16 protein-coding genes and 1 riboswitch are annotated in these 15,878 nt (G+C 36.0%); of the genes, 2 read left to right on the top strand and 14 right to left on the bottom strand.

All coding sequences use genetic code 11. From position 1 onward, the window contains the following. Positions 1 to 44: 44 nt before the first annotated feature. The 7 genes from A5819_RS14690 to A5819_RS19910 all read right to left on the bottom strand — a co-directional run bounded on the left by A5819_RS14690 (position 45) and on the right by A5819_RS19910 (position 6,877). Positions 45 to 581, bottom strand: coding sequence for a ReoY family proteolytic degradation factor (locus A5819_RS14690; RefSeq protein WP_086279490.1), 537 nt, complete (start codon positions 579 to 581; stop codon positions 45 to 47). Positions 582 to 589: 8 nt separating this feature from the next. Then, positions 590 to 1,849, bottom strand: coding sequence for a tetratricopeptide repeat protein (locus A5819_RS14695; protein WP_086279727.1), 1,260 nt, complete (start codon positions 1,847 to 1,849; stop codon positions 590 to 592). Positions 1,850 to 1,852: 3 nt separating this feature from the next. Then, on the bottom strand, positions 1,853 to 2,899 hold the full coding sequence (locus A5819_RS14700; RefSeq protein WP_086279491.1) for a hypothetical protein: 1,047 nt from the start codon (positions 2,897 to 2,899) through the stop codon (positions 1,853 to 1,855). 628 nt (positions 2,900 to 3,527) lie between these two features. After that, positions 3,528 to 3,803 carry an HU family DNA-binding protein gene (locus A5819_RS14705; protein ID WP_010761417.1) on the bottom strand — a complete coding sequence of 92 codons (276 nt, stop codon included), beginning with the start codon at positions 3,801 to 3,803 and terminating at the stop codon, positions 3,528 to 3,530. A gap of 247 nt (positions 3,804 to 4,050) precedes the next feature. Further along, complete coding sequence (gene der, locus A5819_RS14710) at positions 4,051 to 5,361, bottom strand: ribosome biogenesis GTPase Der (RefSeq protein ID WP_086279492.1); 1,311 nt, start codon at positions 5,359 to 5,361, stop codon at positions 4,051 to 4,053. Positions 5,362 to 5,540: 179 nt separating this feature from the next. Next, on the bottom strand, positions 5,541 to 6,617 hold the full coding sequence (locus A5819_RS14715; protein ID WP_254907285.1) for an aldehyde dehydrogenase family protein: 1,077 nt from the start codon (positions 6,615 to 6,617) through the stop codon (positions 5,541 to 5,543). Continuing rightward, a complete protein-coding gene (locus A5819_RS19910) occupies positions 6,614 to 6,877 on the bottom strand; it encodes a hypothetical protein (RefSeq protein WP_254907286.1) in 264 nt (87 codons plus the stop codon). Before A5819_RS19910 ends, A5819_RS14715 begins: the two co-directional genes overlap by 4 nt. A gap of 378 nt (positions 6,878 to 7,255) precedes the next feature. Here A5819_RS19910 and A5819_RS14720 point away from each other — a divergent pair, with 378 nt between their 5' ends. Beyond that, positions 7,256 to 7,828, top strand: coding sequence for a DNA-binding response regulator (locus tag A5819_RS14720; RefSeq protein ID WP_254907287.1), 573 nt, complete (start codon positions 7,256 to 7,258; stop codon positions 7,826 to 7,828). A gap of 186 nt (positions 7,829 to 8,014) precedes the next feature. Here the strand turns inward: A5819_RS14720 and rpsA are convergent, their stop codons facing one another. From rpsA to A5819_RS14745, 5 genes are all read right to left on the bottom strand, one after another. Further along, entirely contained in the window at positions 8,015 to 9,226 is a 1,212-nt protein-coding gene (gene rpsA / locus A5819_RS14725) for a 30S ribosomal protein S1 (protein WP_086279493.1), read from the bottom strand. 211 nt (positions 9,227 to 9,437) lie between these two features. Then, positions 9,438 to 10,106, bottom strand: coding sequence for a (d)CMP kinase (cmk, locus tag A5819_RS14730; protein WP_086279494.1), 669 nt, complete (start codon positions 10,104 to 10,106; stop codon positions 9,438 to 9,440). A 124-nt stretch (positions 10,107 to 10,230) separates the two neighbouring features. Next, on the bottom strand, positions 10,231 to 10,776 hold the full coding sequence (locus tag A5819_RS14735) for an SAG1386/EF1546 family surface-associated protein (protein ID WP_086279495.1): 546 nt from the start codon (positions 10,774 to 10,776) through the stop codon (positions 10,231 to 10,233). Between the two features lie 79 nt (positions 10,777 to 10,855). Next, positions 10,856 to 12,298 carry an ATP-dependent DNA helicase RecQ gene (locus A5819_RS14740; RefSeq protein ID WP_086279496.1) on the bottom strand — a complete coding sequence of 481 codons (1,443 nt, stop codon included), beginning with the start codon at positions 12,296 to 12,298 and terminating at the stop codon, positions 10,856 to 10,858. Further along, positions 12,295 to 13,326, bottom strand: a complete 1,032-nt coding sequence (locus tag A5819_RS14745) for a helix-turn-helix domain-containing protein (protein ID WP_086279497.1) — start codon at positions 13,324 to 13,326, stop codon at positions 12,295 to 12,297. The genes A5819_RS14740 and A5819_RS14745 overlap by 4 nt, the downstream gene beginning before the upstream one ends. A 39-nt stretch (positions 13,327 to 13,365) precedes the next feature. Between A5819_RS14745 and A5819_RS14750 the strand changes: the two genes are divergently transcribed. Next, entirely contained in the window at positions 13,366 to 13,578 is a 213-nt protein-coding gene (locus tag A5819_RS14750) for a ferredoxin (protein ID WP_086279498.1), read from the top strand. 64 nt (positions 13,579 to 13,642) lie between these two features. Here the strand turns inward: A5819_RS14750 and A5819_RS14755 are convergent, their stop codons facing one another. After that, on the bottom strand, positions 13,643 to 14,368 hold the full coding sequence (locus tag A5819_RS14755; RefSeq protein WP_086279499.1) for an alpha/beta hydrolase: 726 nt from the start codon (positions 14,366 to 14,368) through the stop codon (positions 13,643 to 13,645). Between the two features lie 129 nt (positions 14,369 to 14,497). Continuing rightward, positions 14,498 to 15,106 carry an ECF transporter S component gene (locus A5819_RS14760; RefSeq protein WP_086279500.1) on the bottom strand — a complete coding sequence of 203 codons (609 nt, stop codon included), beginning with the start codon at positions 15,104 to 15,106 and terminating at the stop codon, positions 14,498 to 14,500. A gap of 518 nt (positions 15,107 to 15,624) precedes the next feature. Further along, positions 15,625 to 15,749, bottom strand: a riboswitch (FMN riboswitch). Positions 15,750 to 15,878: the final 129 nt, after the last annotated feature.

Raw genomic sequence — 15,878 nt, forward strand, 5'->3', positions numbered from 1 at the left:
GGACTTTGTGTTCGGAGCTAAACACTTTTTTCTCGGTCTCTTTTTTATTTTTTCAAACGGTTTAATTCATCTGTTAACTCTAAAAACGCTTCGTGGTTTTTATCTTCTAAAGCTAAATCGATTTGGCGATAGAGTAAATCGATTTTCGCTTGTTTTTCCTCATGAGCGAAAAACTCATTAATACTTTCAATTACTTCTTCACTCACCTGTTCATTCCAGCGGGCATAAGGATTATCCTCTAAAATAGACAAATACTGGCTATTTTGCCAAGACCCATCAAAGATACATTCAACATAAAGTGCTTCTTTCCAATTCATCCGAATTTCATGGAAAATCTGATCAGTATCCGTAAATTCTTTCCCTGAAAGAAATAAGCGAATGGGTTCATCATCGATTTCTTTTGACGTGACTTTTAGTCCACGAACGGCTTTATCCGCTTGTTCAATAAAATGCACATTATTTAAAATGGCTTCGTGATTGATTAAATAGTTTAAAATCCATAATACTTCTCTTTGGCTAAATGAAATATTATTGACTAACCAAACTAAAAAATCCTTTTTATCTGCGACATTGACAAACATATGATCACCTATCTCTCTTCAATATCATCTAACAGGGATTGCGCTTCGTTATCCCCAGGTTCGTGGTGAAGATAATGTTGCAATAGCTCTTTTGCTTGCTCTAGTTGACCTTCCTCACGTAGAAATACAGCATACTCTTTTAAAAATTCAGGCTCATGGGAAAGTTCTTGGTACGCTTGCTCATAATGTACTTTTGCTAAATCAAACTCTTCCAATTCATTATAAGCATGTGCCAAGTTCCATTCGCCATACGGATGCCCTTGTTCTTCCATTTGTTGAACGACATCGATCACTTCATCAAATCTATGTTCATTTAAATATAGATTACTTAGCGTAAGTCTTGTTTCATCCGTTTTTTCGCCAAGTTCCAACGCTTCTTTCAATAACGCTTCAGCCTTTTCTGTATCATGCAATCGATAGGCATTTTCAGAGGCTAATTGATATAAATCCACTTGGAATGGATTTTCTTTGATCCCTTCAGCTAGAACAGTACGCGCTTCTTCAAGTTGTTCTTCTTCTTGTAACGCTTCACCCAAAGATAAATACAGCGACTGATAATGTGGATTCAACGCTCTTAATTGTTGCAGTAAAGCAATTGCTTTTTGATTTTCATGGAGTTGCAAGTAAGTGAACGCTAATTGGAATAAACGATCATCTGTCTGACCTTCTCCCAATGCCTTTTCTAAAAATGGGATCGCTCCTTCAAAATCGCCTGACATGCTAAGAGTACTACCTAAACGTTCATTGATCGAGACATTAGAAATTTCGGCAACTTGCCCTTCAAGTAGCTCTTGGTAAGCTGTAGCGGCCTCTTGAAACTGACCATTAGAAAAATACAACTCACCTAAAGCAAATAAAATCAATGGTTCGTCCGGCATCAATCGTTGTGCCTCTTTTAATTTTGCTTCACTGACTTCTGGAATTCCGATGACCTGATACAAATCAGCTGTTACTAATAAACTTTGAACATAGCTATCACTATCTTTGCCTACCTTTTCTAGATAGACAAATGCATCATCGATCAAATTATTTTCAATCGCAATTTCAGCTAATGGAAGATTCAAGCCATCAGCCTCTGGAAAAATCGTTACTAAATGGTCAAAAACTAGTTTTGCTTCTTCCAAAAATCCAAGTGACAATAATTCTTCCCCTAAATCCGCAAGCGTATCATCATCATCTTTTCTAATAGCTTCTGCCAACATCAACTGCGCTTGAGCCAACTCTTCTTCATGTAATGCTTGTAGCATTTTCTCACTATATGTTGTCATCATTTACCCTCTAATTTCTTTTAAAATAGTTTTATATTTTTCTACAGTTGTTAATAAATCTTCTGTTTTAGGTTGCTCCGTCCGATCAAATTCTCCGACTTCTTTTAAAAGAGCAGCCTTCTCTCCACGATCAAGACAGTTTAAAACACCTTCCACATAGTCACTGACCAAAATTTGTTCTGGAAAATCTACAGGGAAACCTAGATGAATCAACCAAATTATGAAGTTTTTATAATGAAACGAAAACTGATTCACTTCTTGAGACCAAAGTAACTGGAGCGAACAGCCTAAAAATCGTTTCATATGACTGGATAATAGATGTCCGTTCGCCGTTTCTAGAAACCCCTGCTCAAACAGTCGACCAAATTGATCGATCATTTGTCCATCTTTTTCATAATAGCGAATCATCTCATCCAACATACCATTAAAAGACTGCTGATTCAAACGTGTTGCATCGCTGTAGTTTTTAAAAAGCATTCTCAAAAAATCATGGCTGCAAACCAAACCACAGCGGATAAAAACAAGAAAATCAACTAGTTTCCCATCTCCATGATCCGTTGTTAATGTATGGTCGTAAAGTATTTTATCTGGTAGAACCAAACTTTGCAAAACAGGATGATTGTTTAATTCTATTCGAACTTCATGAATCAGACTCTTGCTTAATGATTGAATAGATAACGGCAAAAGCCAACAATCAGAAGTCAGTACGGATGTTTCATGCAAAAAGTTTGTTAACTGAACAACTCCTTCATTTCCAACACCTAAGAAAAGAAAGTCTTGCTGCTTATCAAAATCAGCTAAAAAAGTTAACAGACTCTCTAGCTCTTTCAGATTATTACAATGAGCGTCATTTTTACAAATATACCAATCTATTTCTTGTTTGTCATCAAAAAGCTGAATTAGTTTTTCCGAAAATAAATCATAGTATCGCTGATTAGTCAGCAAAAAAAGATGTTTCGATTCAATTGAAGCTGATTTAATTTGGGAAGCAAACGTCTCACCATAGATGATTGTTGTCTCCAACTGATTTTTCTTATAAACAAGTTCCATCGATAACACCCCTCTCTTACATTTTACCATTAGTCGAGGGAAAACAGAAAGAGGGATGATTTTTATTTTGGAAAAGCAATGATCCTCGATCAAAGACAGTTGTTTTTTTAATTTTCTTAAAAAACAGACATTATTGATTCATAAATTACTGGAGATATTTTACTTTTTTTATGTAAAAAAAACTTATTTATAGCTTATACTGGGTTTGTTTCAAAAAATAGCCAACCTCTAAGAAAAATAGCGCAGTTCTTAGAATACTGCTGTTCGAAGAAACAAAGTGATTCAGTCATGATTTGAATAATTAGCACGCTACACTGTTCATAGTTTTATCACTTGGTTTAAACATAGCTAGTTATTCTTTATCTTTTAAAAAGTGAAACATGATCATATTTTGATTGTGTTCCACTTTTTTTGATTTTAAAGCCAAAGCCAAAGTTGATTCATAAATTCTTTTGGATATAATTAAGTTTCATATTTAGGATGAATAGAATAAGTATGTTGACTTTTAAGGATACACGAACTCAAAAAGAGGCTATTTATATGTTTTACCTAGGCTGAATTATCTGCTAACTATACTCACTTAGATAAAGAAAGAACCCTTGATTAATCAAGGGTTCTAAGAACTGTCTTATTTAACAGCATCTTTCAACGCTTTACCTGGTTTGAACGCAGGTACTTTACTTGCAGCGATTTGAATTTCTTTACCAGTTTGTGGGTTACGTCCTTTACGAGCCGCACGTTCGCGTACTTCAAAGTTACCAAAACCGATTAATTGAACTTTTTCACCTTTAGCAAGAGATTCTTGGATTGTTGAAAATACAGCATCCACTGCTGCAGTTGCGTCTTTTTTAGTTAAACCAGTTGAAGATGCAACGTTTTCGATTAATTCTGCTTTATTTGCCATGGATTATTTCACCTCCTCCACAAGGGATAGGATATCTAAAAGATATCGAATTTACGTTTCTTTTTGAGTGGTCCAAAAATCACGTACAAATATTGAATTGGATCAATATTCTGTTATCACGATATCATAGGAAGCTTGTAATAGCAAGGTTTTTGATGCGTTTTAACCAGTTTTTTCTAAAACTATCATTTTTTTTTATAACTCAATGAATTTATTTGTACATTTGAAAAAAGTGTGGTAAAATGCGCTACTTCCGTCTTCTCGGGATAATTTTGATTGGTGTTCCTTCAAACGTGAAGGCTTTACGAATTTGATTTTCTAAAAATCTTGCATATGAAAAATGCATCAATTCTTCTTCATTTACAAAAATGACAAATGTTGGCGGTTTGATCGCTACTTGAGTACCATAGAATACTTTTAGACGCTTACCTTTATCTGTTGGCGTTGGATTGATCGCAATCGCATCCATCACTACATCGTTCAATAGCGCAGACGGAATCCGTAGATTTTGGTTCATGCTGACCAATTCAATCAATTCTGGTAGTTTATTCAAGCGTTGTTTCGTTACTGCAGAAACAAAAATGATCGGCGCATAATCTAAATAACGAAACTCTTCGCGAATCTCTTCTTCAAAATCGCGCATCGTATTTGTTTCTTTTTCGATCGTGTCCCATTTATTCACAACGATAATGATCCCACGACCAGCTTCATGTGCATATCCAGCAACTTTCTTGTCTTGTTCACGGATACCTTCTTCAGCATTTAAAACCATTAAAACAATGTCTGAACGTTCAATAGCACGCATAGCACGCATCACACTATATTTTTCTGTTGATTCATAGACTTTGCCTCGTTTACGCATACCAGCTGTATCGATCATCAAGAATTTTTGTCCATTCTCAGATTCAAAACGAGTATCGATGGCATCACGAGTTGTTCCTTCTATTTCTGAAACAATGACACGGTCTTCACCAAGAATCGCATTGATCAAGGAAGATTTCCCAACATTAGGACGTCCAATCAAACTAAATTTGATCGTATCTTCGTCTTCTTCTTCGATTTCAGTAGAAAAATGTTTGACTGCTTCGTCTAAAACATCACCGATTCCCAATCCATGACTCCCTGAAATTGGGAATGGATCGCCTAAACCTAAAGAATAAAATTCATAGATTTCATTTCTCATTTCAGGATTATCCACTTTATTGACGGCTAAAATCACTGGCTTATTACTGCGATATAAGATTTTTGCTACTAATTCGTCTGCATCCGTAACGCCTTCTCTACCACTAGTTACGAATACGATCACATCTGCTTCCTCAATCGCAATTTCAGCTTGATGCTTGATTTGCTCCATAAACGGTTCGTCACTTAGATCGATACCACCTGTATCAATAATACTAAATTCACGTCCTAACCACTCCCCAGTGGCATAAATACGGTCTCTTGTTACACCTGGTGTATCTTCTACAATAGAGATTCTCTCACCAGCTATACGGTTAAAAATTGTCGACTTCCCTACATTCGGGCGCCCGACAATTGCAATTGTTGGATTTGCCATTCAAATTACCTCCTTGACAAGTTATCAATCTTTACTAGTTTACCTAAAGCTTGTCTAAGATGCAAGAAAAACTGGTGAAATCAGTCAATTAAAGCGCCGAATACAAATAAATCTTGTAATTGTCACATAAACGTTTTGACAATTACAGGATACTTTATTTCAAATAATTCACTTCGTCCTTATTCGACACCATACGCGATACGTTTTACATTCATTAAATGATGAGCTGTTACATTATCCGTTGTACTACTTCCGCCCATTGCACCACAGCCTAAAGTCATCGAAGGCGCTAATTTTGTTGTTGCGCCAATTGCTCCTAAAGCACCTAAAGTATTGACCAAAATACGAGAAGCTCTCATTTCTAAGCCAAATACTTCGGCATTCGCATCTGTCGTTGTATGAATCACTGCTGTATGACCTGTTCCTTCATTCGCAAGTAATGCCTTACAAGTTGCTATACCTGTTTCGAATGAGTCAACTGTGAACAAGCCTAAGATTGGTGTTAGTTTTTCTCTTGAGTAAGGATTATGGTGCCCAATCTCTGTCTGTTCTGAAATTAAAATAGATGTTTCTTCTGGTACAGAAATTCCCACTAATTTTGCAACGTCTGAAGCACTTTTTCCAACGATGTCTGGGTTTAGTGTCCCTGTTTCTCTTAAAATAAATTGGCTGACTTTTGCCAATTCTTCTTCATTCATAAAATAAGCTTTCTTCGCCTTTAATTGTTCGATAACGGCTTCTTTTACGGATTTCTCTACCACGAGTGCTTGCTCTGAGGCGCAAATGATTCCATTATCAAATGTTTTACTACTAACTACGCAATCAATCGCATGGTTGATATCAGCTGTTGCATCAATCAAGACTGGAACATTTCCAGGACCTACTCCAATTGCTGGGTTTCCTGAACTATAAGCTGCCTGTACCATTGCTTTACCACCTGTAGCAAGGATCAACGAAATATCCTCATGTTTCATCAAAGCACTTGTTGCTTCCAATGTAGGTTCTTGGATCACTTGAACTAATCCTGCTGGCGCTCCAGCTTCAACTGCCGCTTTCTCAATAATTTCTGCTGCCATCAAAATTGATTTTAAAGCTTTTGGATGTGGCGAAAAAATAATCGCATTTCTTGTTTTTAAGGCAATCAATGCTTTAAAAATAACTGTAGCTGTTAGATTTGTTGAAGGAATCAATCCTGCTACTACACCTAAAGGAATACCAATTTCAATGATTTTATCTTCTTTACGACGATTGATCACACCAACAGTTGCAAGATCTTTAATACTTTCATAAACTTGCTCACTAGCAAATGTATTTTTGATGATTTTATCTGAAACTTTCCCAAGCCTGTTTCTTCATTAGCTGAAATAGCTAATTTCTCTGCATTATCAAGTGTTTTTTGGTATACATTTTTTACGATTGCATCTACTTGTTCTTGGGTGTAGTTTTCATATTTACTTTGAGCTTCTTTCGCTGTTACAACTAGTGTTTCAATTTCTTTTACTTTTAGTTCAGTCATTTTGAACACTCCTCTATTTTTGTCGTTCGTTCTCTATTAGCGCCTTAAACGCATACAAATCAAGTTTAATCTATTTAAATCAATTTGTTAGGGAATATTTTAAGCAGATTATGGACAAAATTTACCTATTCTCGATTTTTTTCACAAACAATTACACTTGAAAGCTGAATTTATTCAAGGTATCATAGAGTAGTAAAAAAAATTTCACAAACAAAAAGGACTATTATCTCATCAAATAAAAGAGGGTTTATTTATGTGCCGATTATTGATTGTCAGTAACGATCCAAACGAACAACGAATACTTCAACAATCTATCAACGATTCATTTATGAATATAAAAGTATTACCTCCGCCGAAAGGGAACAAGAAGCCTTAGCAATGGCCGAAAAGCTCTTGCCAGAAATTCTGTTGATTGCAATTGATCATTTAGATATTGATGGATTCATCGTAAAACGTAAAATAGTTCAACAACTGCCGAATATTAAAGTAATCATAATGACCGAGCGAGATAACTTCCAAAGTATCCATCAAGCTTTACGATGTGGCGTAATCGATTATTTATTGACGCCTATTGATTTTAATGAGTTAAAATTCGCGATCAATCGTTGTGTAAAATCGCTAAACCAAATTTCTTTGATGGATGTCTTGAATAATAAACCAACTGTTTTAGCAAAAGAGCAAATTAATACGATTTTGGATTACATTCATGAACATTATGATGAAGAAATCAACTTGACAACTTTAGCTGATATTATGCATTTAAATCGTCATTATGTCAGCCGATTTTTTAAAGAGGCTGTGGGGATGAATTTTATTGATTACCTGACTGCTTATCGCGTTGAAAAAGCCAAACAGTTACTGATGAAGACAGAAGAATCTATCACTGAAATTTCTGGTACGGTTGGTTACATTGATTCTACCTATTTTAGTAAGTTATTTAAGAAAAAGTAGGGCAATCCCCTCATCAACTCCGTAAACAGTTTCATGGAGAGCATACTCCTGCTGATTTGCGTGTGATTTATAATTAATTTTATAACAAAACCCTCAGCCACTAAATGATTTTTACTGGTGAGGGTTTTTATTATTGGAACGAAAAAAGAACGAAGGTTTCCCCTCGCTCTTATATCTTAAATATCATTATTCTGAATCAGAATCTTGTGCTTTTAATGCCTCACCTAAGATATCACCCATTGTGAAACCAGTATTTTCTTCTGGCAACTCATATTCTTGAACATCTTTTGGTTCTTCTTGAGATTCTGGTTTTGCTTCTAATGCTTTGATGCTTAAAGCAATCCGATGTTCATCTGGATTAACTTCCAATACTTTTACTTGAATAGCATCACCCTCTTGTAATACTTCGTGAGGTGTTGCAATATGTTTATGCGAAATTTGAGAAATATGAACTAATCCTTCTACACCTGGGAATACTTCGACAAATGCACCGAAACTAGTTAAACGTTTGACAGTTCCATCAAGAACAGAACCAACAGCCGCTTTGTTTTCAATATCTTCCCAAGGTCCAGCCAATGTTTCTTTGATTGATAGAGAAACACGTTCTTCATCTGGATTGATCGAAAGAATTTTAACTTTTACATCGTCACCTACAGTTAACACATCACTTGGTTTACCCACATGTTGATGCGCAATTTCAGAAACATGCACTAACCCATCGATACCGCCTAAGTCAATAAATGCACCAAAATCAGTTAAACGAGCAACTTTTCCTTCAACGATATCACCATCATGTAGAGTAGCTAAGATATCTTTTTTCTTAGAATTTTTCTCAGCCGCAACCACTGCTTTATGCGATAAAATCAAGCGATTTTCTGAAGGCTCGATCTCGATGATTTTAAACGTTAATGTTTGGCCTTTATATTCTGAAAAATCAGCAACAAAATGGTCTTCAACCATTGACGCTGGAACAAATCCGCGGACACCTACATCAACAACTAAACCACCTTTTACAACATTTGTAACAGGTGCTTCGATGATTTTGCCTGCTTTGAAATCGGCTTCGATTTCTTCCCAAACTTTTTTAGCATCTAAACGACGTTTTGAAAGTAAATAGCTACCATTTTCTTTATCTTTGCCAATCGATGTGATGACAACTAAATCTAAAATGTCACCAACACTCACTAATTCGTTGATATCTTCTACTTGTGTAGTTGATAATTCTTTTGCTGGTACTACGCCTTCAACGCCTGCACCTTCGATACCAACAACGACTTGTTTGTCCTCAACTGCAAGCACTTCACCTTTAACGATGTCACCGACGCTTACTTCTTGGACACTGTTCATTGCATCTTCCATTGTTTCGTTGCTGATTTCCACTTTTTTGTCTTCTGTCATGAATATATCCTCCTATGCCACCAAAAAATTCGTAAAAAACTGACCTACTCCCTTAATAGTACGGGATTTTACTAAAAAAATAAAGCGATTTCTCTCATTTTCTTTTTTTTATTTGAGATAAGAAGTTATTTTCTTTCTTTAAGACAAAGAAAGTATAACTTTGACACAGTTATACTCCCCTAAAAACTATTCTAATTGGCTTACAATAAGCTTAGCATTTCTTTGAAATAACCTCTTCGATCGCATTTACAACTTCTTCGATACTCATACCCGTTGTATCGATTTTCACAGCATCTGCTGCTTGTTTTAAAGGCGAAACTGCTCTTGTTGAATCCAAATAATCACGGTGTTCGATTTCCTCTTTTAGCGTTTCAAAGTCGGTTGTGATCCCTTTTTGTTGATTTTCCTTATAGCGTCTTTCAGCTCGCTCAACCACGCTGGCAACTAAGAAAATTTTCACTTCTGCCTCAGGTAATACAGCTGTTCCAATATCACGACCATCCATTACAACGCCACCAGTCCGACCAATCATTTGCTGTAATTCAACCATCATCTCCCTAACAGCGCCATGTTTGGCAACGATTGAGACTGAATTCGTCACATCAGGTTGCCTAATTGCTTCAGTAACTTCAAGCCCATCAATAAAAACTAGCTGATCTTTTTCAGTTTGCTGGAATGAGATCGTATGATCTAAACATAGATCACTCAACGCTTTTTCATCTTCAAAATCAATATGTTTTTGGATTGCTAAATAGGTCAACGCTCGATACATAGCACCAGTATCACAATAAATGTAATTCAACTTTTTAGCTAAAATCTTGGCTACCGTACTTTTCCCAGAAGAAGCTGGGCCGTCAATGGCAATGCTTATCTTTTTCATAACGAACTCCTTTGTTTATCACATAGTAAAAGAGTCTGGCACAAAACATTGATTGTTTTGTTGCAGACCCTTAACAACGAGGAATCACAAGTGAATCATCATTTGCTTTTCTCCCGACTTTTTGTTATTTAACGCGTAAAGATTGACCAGGTTGTAAAACAGAGTTCAAATTTAGTCCATTCAATTGTAGCAATTCTTCTGTCGTTATACCGTTTCTTGACGCTACTTGGTTTGGTCCTTCACCATTAAGCACTTCCGTGTATGCTGCAGCTTGCTCTGTCACGTCGCTTGTTGGTGTTGTCGCGCTACTTTGTCCATCAACTACCGCTTCAGAAGAAGACGCAGGCTGTTCTTGCGATGCCGCAGCACTTGAAGATGATGGCTGAGTGGTGCTATTTTTTGTAGAAGATTGAACCACCACCGATGATGAAGGCTGACTAGCATTTTTATTATCATTTGGTTTATCTCTCATCACATAAAGATATGTTCCAACTGGTAAAGTAATGATCAATAGTAAAAGAATCACTAAAATTGTTAGAAAGACCGTGTTGCCTTTTTTTTGTTGACGTTTTTCTGAGCGGGAACCCCCAGCATTTTTATCTGTTTCATAAATTGACTGCTCCCAAGGTTCACGTGCACCTGATGGGTTTTTCTTATCTTTTTTACTCACGTATCGTTCCTCCTAAAATTCTCTCGTTTGCTATTATACCACAGCTTTTTGTCAACTGCAGTCTAAAAAAAGATTATTTTCATTCTTTAAATAATCTTATTAAAATGTCCTCCCACTGATTGGAGATTTCGTTTTCTTCTGGTGATTGTACTATTCGGGCTTTGTACTTGTCAAAGGATAAGCCACAACGGTCACAACAATTTTCTTGGGTACTTTCCGTGATTTTTTCTGAAAAATACTGCTGAATGAACACACGACGACATTTTGCTTCTTTAATATAGTTTAACATAACCGCTAATTGTTGTTGCCTTTCTTTCTCTTTTCTTAATAATCTTTGTTCCAACTCTTCAATTGTATATTCTTTTTCTAAATATCCTTGCAGCCATTTTTGCTGAATTTCATTTAATACCGGCAATCGATTTTCTTTATCCTCTGATTGGCTGGTAGGGAACTCATTTAAAAATGTCCGATCTAGTCTACTTTCTGATTGGAAATAATAATGAATTGATTCATCCCCTTTTTGATAGAGTAAAATTGCAACGCTCGCTTGACCATCGCGACCCGCCCGCCCGATTTCTTGAACATAATTCTCTAAGCTATCCGGGCAATCATAATGAATAATAAAACGCACATCAGGTTTATCGATCCCCATACCAAAGGCATTCGTAGCACATAAAACATCTAATTGATTAGCTACAAACTGCTGTTGCAATAAACTACGTTCATTTGCAGTCAACCCACCATGATAAAAGGCTGACTTTAAATCAGTTTCTTCTTTGATCAAACGATTGATTTTTTCGGCTGTTTTTCTAGTTGCACAATAAATGAGCCCTTTTTTTTTAAGTTGGGTTAAATAAGAAATGAGTGTATCGTTCTTTTCTGTACACTGATTGACAAGCAAACCAATATTAGGTCGGTTTACAGAATAAATCACTTCAGAAATGTTTGTCCGATGGCTAAAAACTTGATTGATGATTTCTTTTTTAACTGCTGGCGTTGCCGTAGCAGTTAATGCTAATGTTAGTGGATTACCACACTCTGCTTGAATCTTAGCCAATTTGGTATATTCCGGTCTAAAATCAACGCCCCATTGAGAAACGCAGTGCGCTTCATCAACGACAAACAAGGCGATCTTTACATGAGCTATTTTGGTACGAACCTCTTTTTGTGTCAACGTTTCAGGACTGATCAAAATATACTTATACTCCCTTAAATGGTTTAGGGCATATTGCTTTTCTGAAAAAGACAAACTACTATTGATTGCTATTACACTGGTTTCTCCTTTTTTTTGAAGCTGGATCACCTGGTCTTCCATCAAGGACAGTAACGGCGAAACAATCAACACTGAACCCACTAGTATCTGTCCTACGAATTGATAACATAATGATTTACCTGTTCCTGTTGGTAAGACAGCTAACGTATCTTGGTTTCTTAATAATTGCTCGATTACTTCTTTTTGCCCAGGTTTAAATGTATTGAATCCAAATTTAGCTTGCAGCACTTGTTCTAAATTGATCTTCATCGGCTAGCTTCTCTTTCTTCTCTTAATTTTTGAATTTGATACAAACGAAACTCAAAGTAATCCACTTCTGGGTTTTCTTGTTTTACCACACGATAGGTCCAATCTTGATATGGTTTTGAATAGTCACGTAAACAAGCATAAGTCGGCTGCGATATAAAGCGCTCAAATGGAAAATCCTTTGTTAAAGCTAACTCCATTAGGTGATCCTTAATCGTGCTCAGTTTCACTTTCCTTTGTACAGCTAATGCGTCTATTGAAAATTGTGTGCTCAGGTATCGAGCCGTTTCATTCATACTTTTATTTTCATTTTGTTTCACTAATGGCAGAATCAGTTTTTTTAGGAAAGAAACATCTGGCATCAACAAAATGGTATCAATCAAATGATGAAGCTTTTCTTTTTTGATCAACAATCGATTAAAGACCGTCTCTTGTTCGTTCATTAATTGAAACGATGCCTTCCCAATTGTTTGATAGCCTGAAAATTGCTGTGCAAAAAAATCAGCTTCTTCTTCAGGGAGTACAGAAAAAATTTGACTCCATTCCTTTTTGACGGTTTCAATCAAGCGCGCTTTTGGAAGTGATTTTATATACGTTTTTATTTGTTTTTGGTATAAAGGCGATTGTTCAAGAGGGAGATAATTTTTATTGTTATAAGATAATTGAGAAACAACTTGTACAGTAAATTGAAGTAAACGCCAAATCATTTCATCTGTTTTACCAAAACGATAATTATCGATCCAAGAATAGTGGTCCTTTTCATGAGTTAATGATTGTAACCCTTTAGCCGTTATCTGAACCTCACTATCACTTGTTTTAGACAATAGCTCTTGCTTCACCAAATTATCTAATAAAATGTCAAACTGTTTTTCAGACAGCTCAGGAAATAACTGGAAGAAGCGCAAGTTTTCATAAAGAAACCCATATAATAAAACTGAACTTGTCCGTTTCCCTTTTAAAAGATGATACAAAGTTGAGGTACGCACCTTGTATCCGTGCTGAAATAAAGCTAAAATAAAGGAAGGCTCCATATCTCCACCTCTTTCAATGACAGAATAGGATGTGCTTATATGTTATGTAAAATAATTCCTGAAAAATGCATTGCTTGTGGCTTATGTCAAGTTTATGCACCAGAAATTTTTGATTATAATGATGACGGAATTGTCATCTTGAAAAATGATAGCGAGGCTCATCAAGAATTTGTTCCTGAAAATCAACAAGCTAATGCTTTAACAGCGTACCGTAAATGTCCCGTTCGTGCAATAGAGATTGTAGAAAAATAAAAAATCTATAACTACTAAAAGGAGAAGATCCTTATTTTGAAATAAGCTCTTCTCCTTTTAGTAGTCAATTGATCGTATTTAGCCACTCGACTATCTTACGAGCAACTTCTTCTTGCTGTTCATCATTATTTATCTTAGCAGGGTTATCCCCCTTTTGCTCACCATAACTACCAAATCCAGCATGATTCCCTCCATTGATTTCTTGATACACTGTTTGCTTAGGTAAATATTTTTTGGCTTGATCATACGCTTGCCAATTTAAAACCCCATCAACAGAACCTGTCAACGAAAGGACTGATCCTTCAAAATTTGAAAGGCTCCCGTTTTTATCAGGATAGCTTGCTAAAAAAAATACACCTTTCACTGCCTCTTGATTCTTCCATTCAGCAACAAACCGACTGGCCATCACGCCTCCTAAGGAATGTCCCCCGATAACATACTTACTTAGATGGTTAGCCTCAATGACTTGTTCAGCTTTATTTTGCCCTAAAACAGCTAGATTCAACGGTTCTTTTACAAGATAGACTGAAAAACCAGCCTCTGCTACCTTTTCAGCCCAAACACTATAACTAGCAGCTTCAACTAAAGCTCCTTGATAAAAAATAAGAGCCGGTTTTTCTTGATCACCCTTAAAAAGTAATACACCATCTTCGTCTATCGCTTTTTTTGACACTTCTGAAGCGTTCGTTGTAGGTGTATATGTAATGGTTTTTAGGTAGAACAAGCCGATTAAAACCAAAGCTATAAGTACACCGACAAACCACAGGAAACGTTTCTGCCATTTTTTCATTTTATGTCCTCCTCATTCTCGTCTACTCTATAATATCAGAAATCTGGTTAAAATCAGACAATTATGGTTTAAAAAAATATAAAGCAGAACAAGGCGTCCGCTCTATATTTTTTAGTTTATATCAATCAATTATTTAGTTATCGTTTTTTTATTGCCCAACTGATATTGTTTTCTAGAAAGCCATGGCAAAAGTTTGGCATGAAGAATCAAGAAAACAGCACTCACAATTGCGCCTTTGATCAAGTTGAATGGAATAATACCAATCGTAACGTATTTTGCTAATGACATTCCTAAAAATTGTCCCGCTGATACGCCGAACAGTTTCAAATAAAGCGGTGTGATCACAAAGTAATTGGCTACACCCATGAAAACTGTTAAAGCGATTATTCCTGTAGAAATACCTAGAACTTTATTTGAAAGCTTGTCACTTCCTCGTTTGAAAAAGTAATACATCGGTAAAGTAAAGACAGTTGTGGCAAAAAAGCTAGCCGCATCTCCAACTAAATTTTGTGGTGATGCACCCGTTGTGAATAGATGCAGTACAGATCTTATAAAAGCCGTACTTATTCCAGCTAATGGTCCGAATAAAAACATGCTGATCATAACCGGAATGTCGCTGAAATCGATTTTTAAAAAACTTAATGATGGTATGATCGGAAACGCCACAAATTGTAAAACCACACCGATTGCTGCTAACATTGCTACACTTACCATTTTTTGTACCTTGTTGTTTCGCATATGAAATCCTCCTGTTTAAGGACCCATCTTCAAACGAACTTCTCTAAACTGGCTTTTCAGTGATTGCTCTTGATCTGCTGTGAAAGATTACTTGGTTGAACGATCGGAATTCTGTCGTTAAATACTGCTAGGTTATACCAAATCATTGGTACTTGTTTAACTATGTTTAAGCATATTGCAGTATTTCATAATGAAAGAAATTAACCATCTTTAGTTTCTGCTTAAGTATGGCTTTCAACTTCTCTTTTTCTTGCCCAAGCACTGTTTATCATTTGCTATAGCTTGATAACGATCTTTGCCCTTCAATTCTTAGAGCTTTAGCTCTTAGAAATTGATGGAATCGAAGTACAGCGTAGTGATTCAGTACTTAGGTTACTTCGCTCTCTTTGTTCGCCAAGTACTATTCATCATCTACTCTGTCCTTCGGCCAATCGTAATGATTCACAGCAAAAACTCTATTTTCCAGCAGGGAAAATAGAGTAGAGTTATCTTATCTGAAAAATGCCAATTCAAATAAGCCCTATCTTCTTTATCCAGACTTTACTGTCGGTATTGGAATTTCACCAATTCAGCCACTTCAAATGAAGTAGGTCGTGGACTATAACCACCGGTCGGGAATTTCACCCTGCCCCTGAAGACGAACCTTTATTAAATTTTTGTACATCTCCTATTATACATCTAAAAGATGAAAAAGCAATAGTTACGTCCTTCACATGAATAAGTTAAAGAAAAAGAGTAAGATAAAAGTTAAAAACACTTTTATCTTACCCTT

The organism is Enterococcus sp. 7E2_DIV0204, assembly GCF_002140855.1.
In the GTDB taxonomy this organism is placed as follows: domain Bacteria; phylum Bacillota; class Bacilli; order Lactobacillales; family Enterococcaceae; genus Enterococcus_L; species Enterococcus_L lemimoniae.

What these genes read in the sequence shown, in the direction of transcription:
- A5819_RS14690 (WP_086279490.1), bottom strand. Translation starts at nt 581, where the DNA reads ATGTTTGTCAATGTCGCAGATAAAAAGGATTTTTTAGTTTGGTTAGTC.
- A5819_RS14695 (WP_086279727.1), bottom strand. Translation starts at nt 1,849, where the DNA reads ATGACAACATATAGTGAGAAAATGCTACAAGCATTACATGAAGAAGAG.
- A5819_RS14700 (WP_086279491.1), bottom strand. Translation starts at nt 2,899, where the DNA reads ATGGAACTTGTTTATAAGAAAAATCAGTTGGAGACAACAATCATCTAT.
- A5819_RS14705 (WP_010761417.1), bottom strand. Translation starts at nt 3,803, where the DNA reads ATGGCAAATAAAGCAGAATTAATCGAAAACGTTGCATCTTCAACTGGT.
- der (WP_086279492.1), bottom strand. Translation starts at nt 5,361, where the DNA reads ATGGCAAATCCAACAATTGCAATTGTCGGGCGCCCGAATGTAGGGAAG.
- A5819_RS19910 (WP_254907286.1), bottom strand. Translation starts at nt 6,877, where the DNA reads ATGACTGAACTAAAAGTAAAAGAAATTGAAACACTAGTTGTAACAGCG.
- A5819_RS14720 (WP_254907287.1), top strand. Translation starts at nt 7,256, where the DNA reads ATGGCCGAAAAGCTCTTGCCAGAAATTCTGTTGATTGCAATTGATCAT.
- rpsA (WP_086279493.1), bottom strand. Translation starts at nt 9,226, where the DNA reads ATGACAGAAGACAAAAAAGTGGAAATCAGCAACGAAACAATGGAAGAT.
- cmk (WP_086279494.1), bottom strand. Translation starts at nt 10,106, where the DNA reads ATGAAAAAGATAAGCATTGCCATTGACGGCCCAGCTTCTTCTGGGAAA.
- A5819_RS14740 (WP_086279496.1), bottom strand. Translation starts at nt 12,298, where the DNA reads ATGAAGATCAATTTAGAACAAGTGCTGCAAGCTAAATTTGGATTCAAT.
- A5819_RS14745 (WP_086279497.1), bottom strand. Translation starts at nt 13,326, where the DNA reads ATGGAGCCTTCCTTTATTTTAGCTTTATTTCAGCACGGATACAAGGTG.
- A5819_RS14750 (WP_086279498.1), top strand. Translation starts at nt 13,366, where the DNA reads ATGTTATGTAAAATAATTCCTGAAAAATGCATTGCTTGTGGCTTATGT.
- A5819_RS14755 (WP_086279499.1), bottom strand. Translation starts at nt 14,368, where the DNA reads ATGAAAAAATGGCAGAAACGTTTCCTGTGGTTTGTCGGTGTACTTATA.
- A5819_RS14760 (WP_086279500.1), bottom strand. Translation starts at nt 15,106, where the DNA reads ATGCGAAACAACAAGGTACAAAAAATGGTAAGTGTAGCAATGTTAGCA.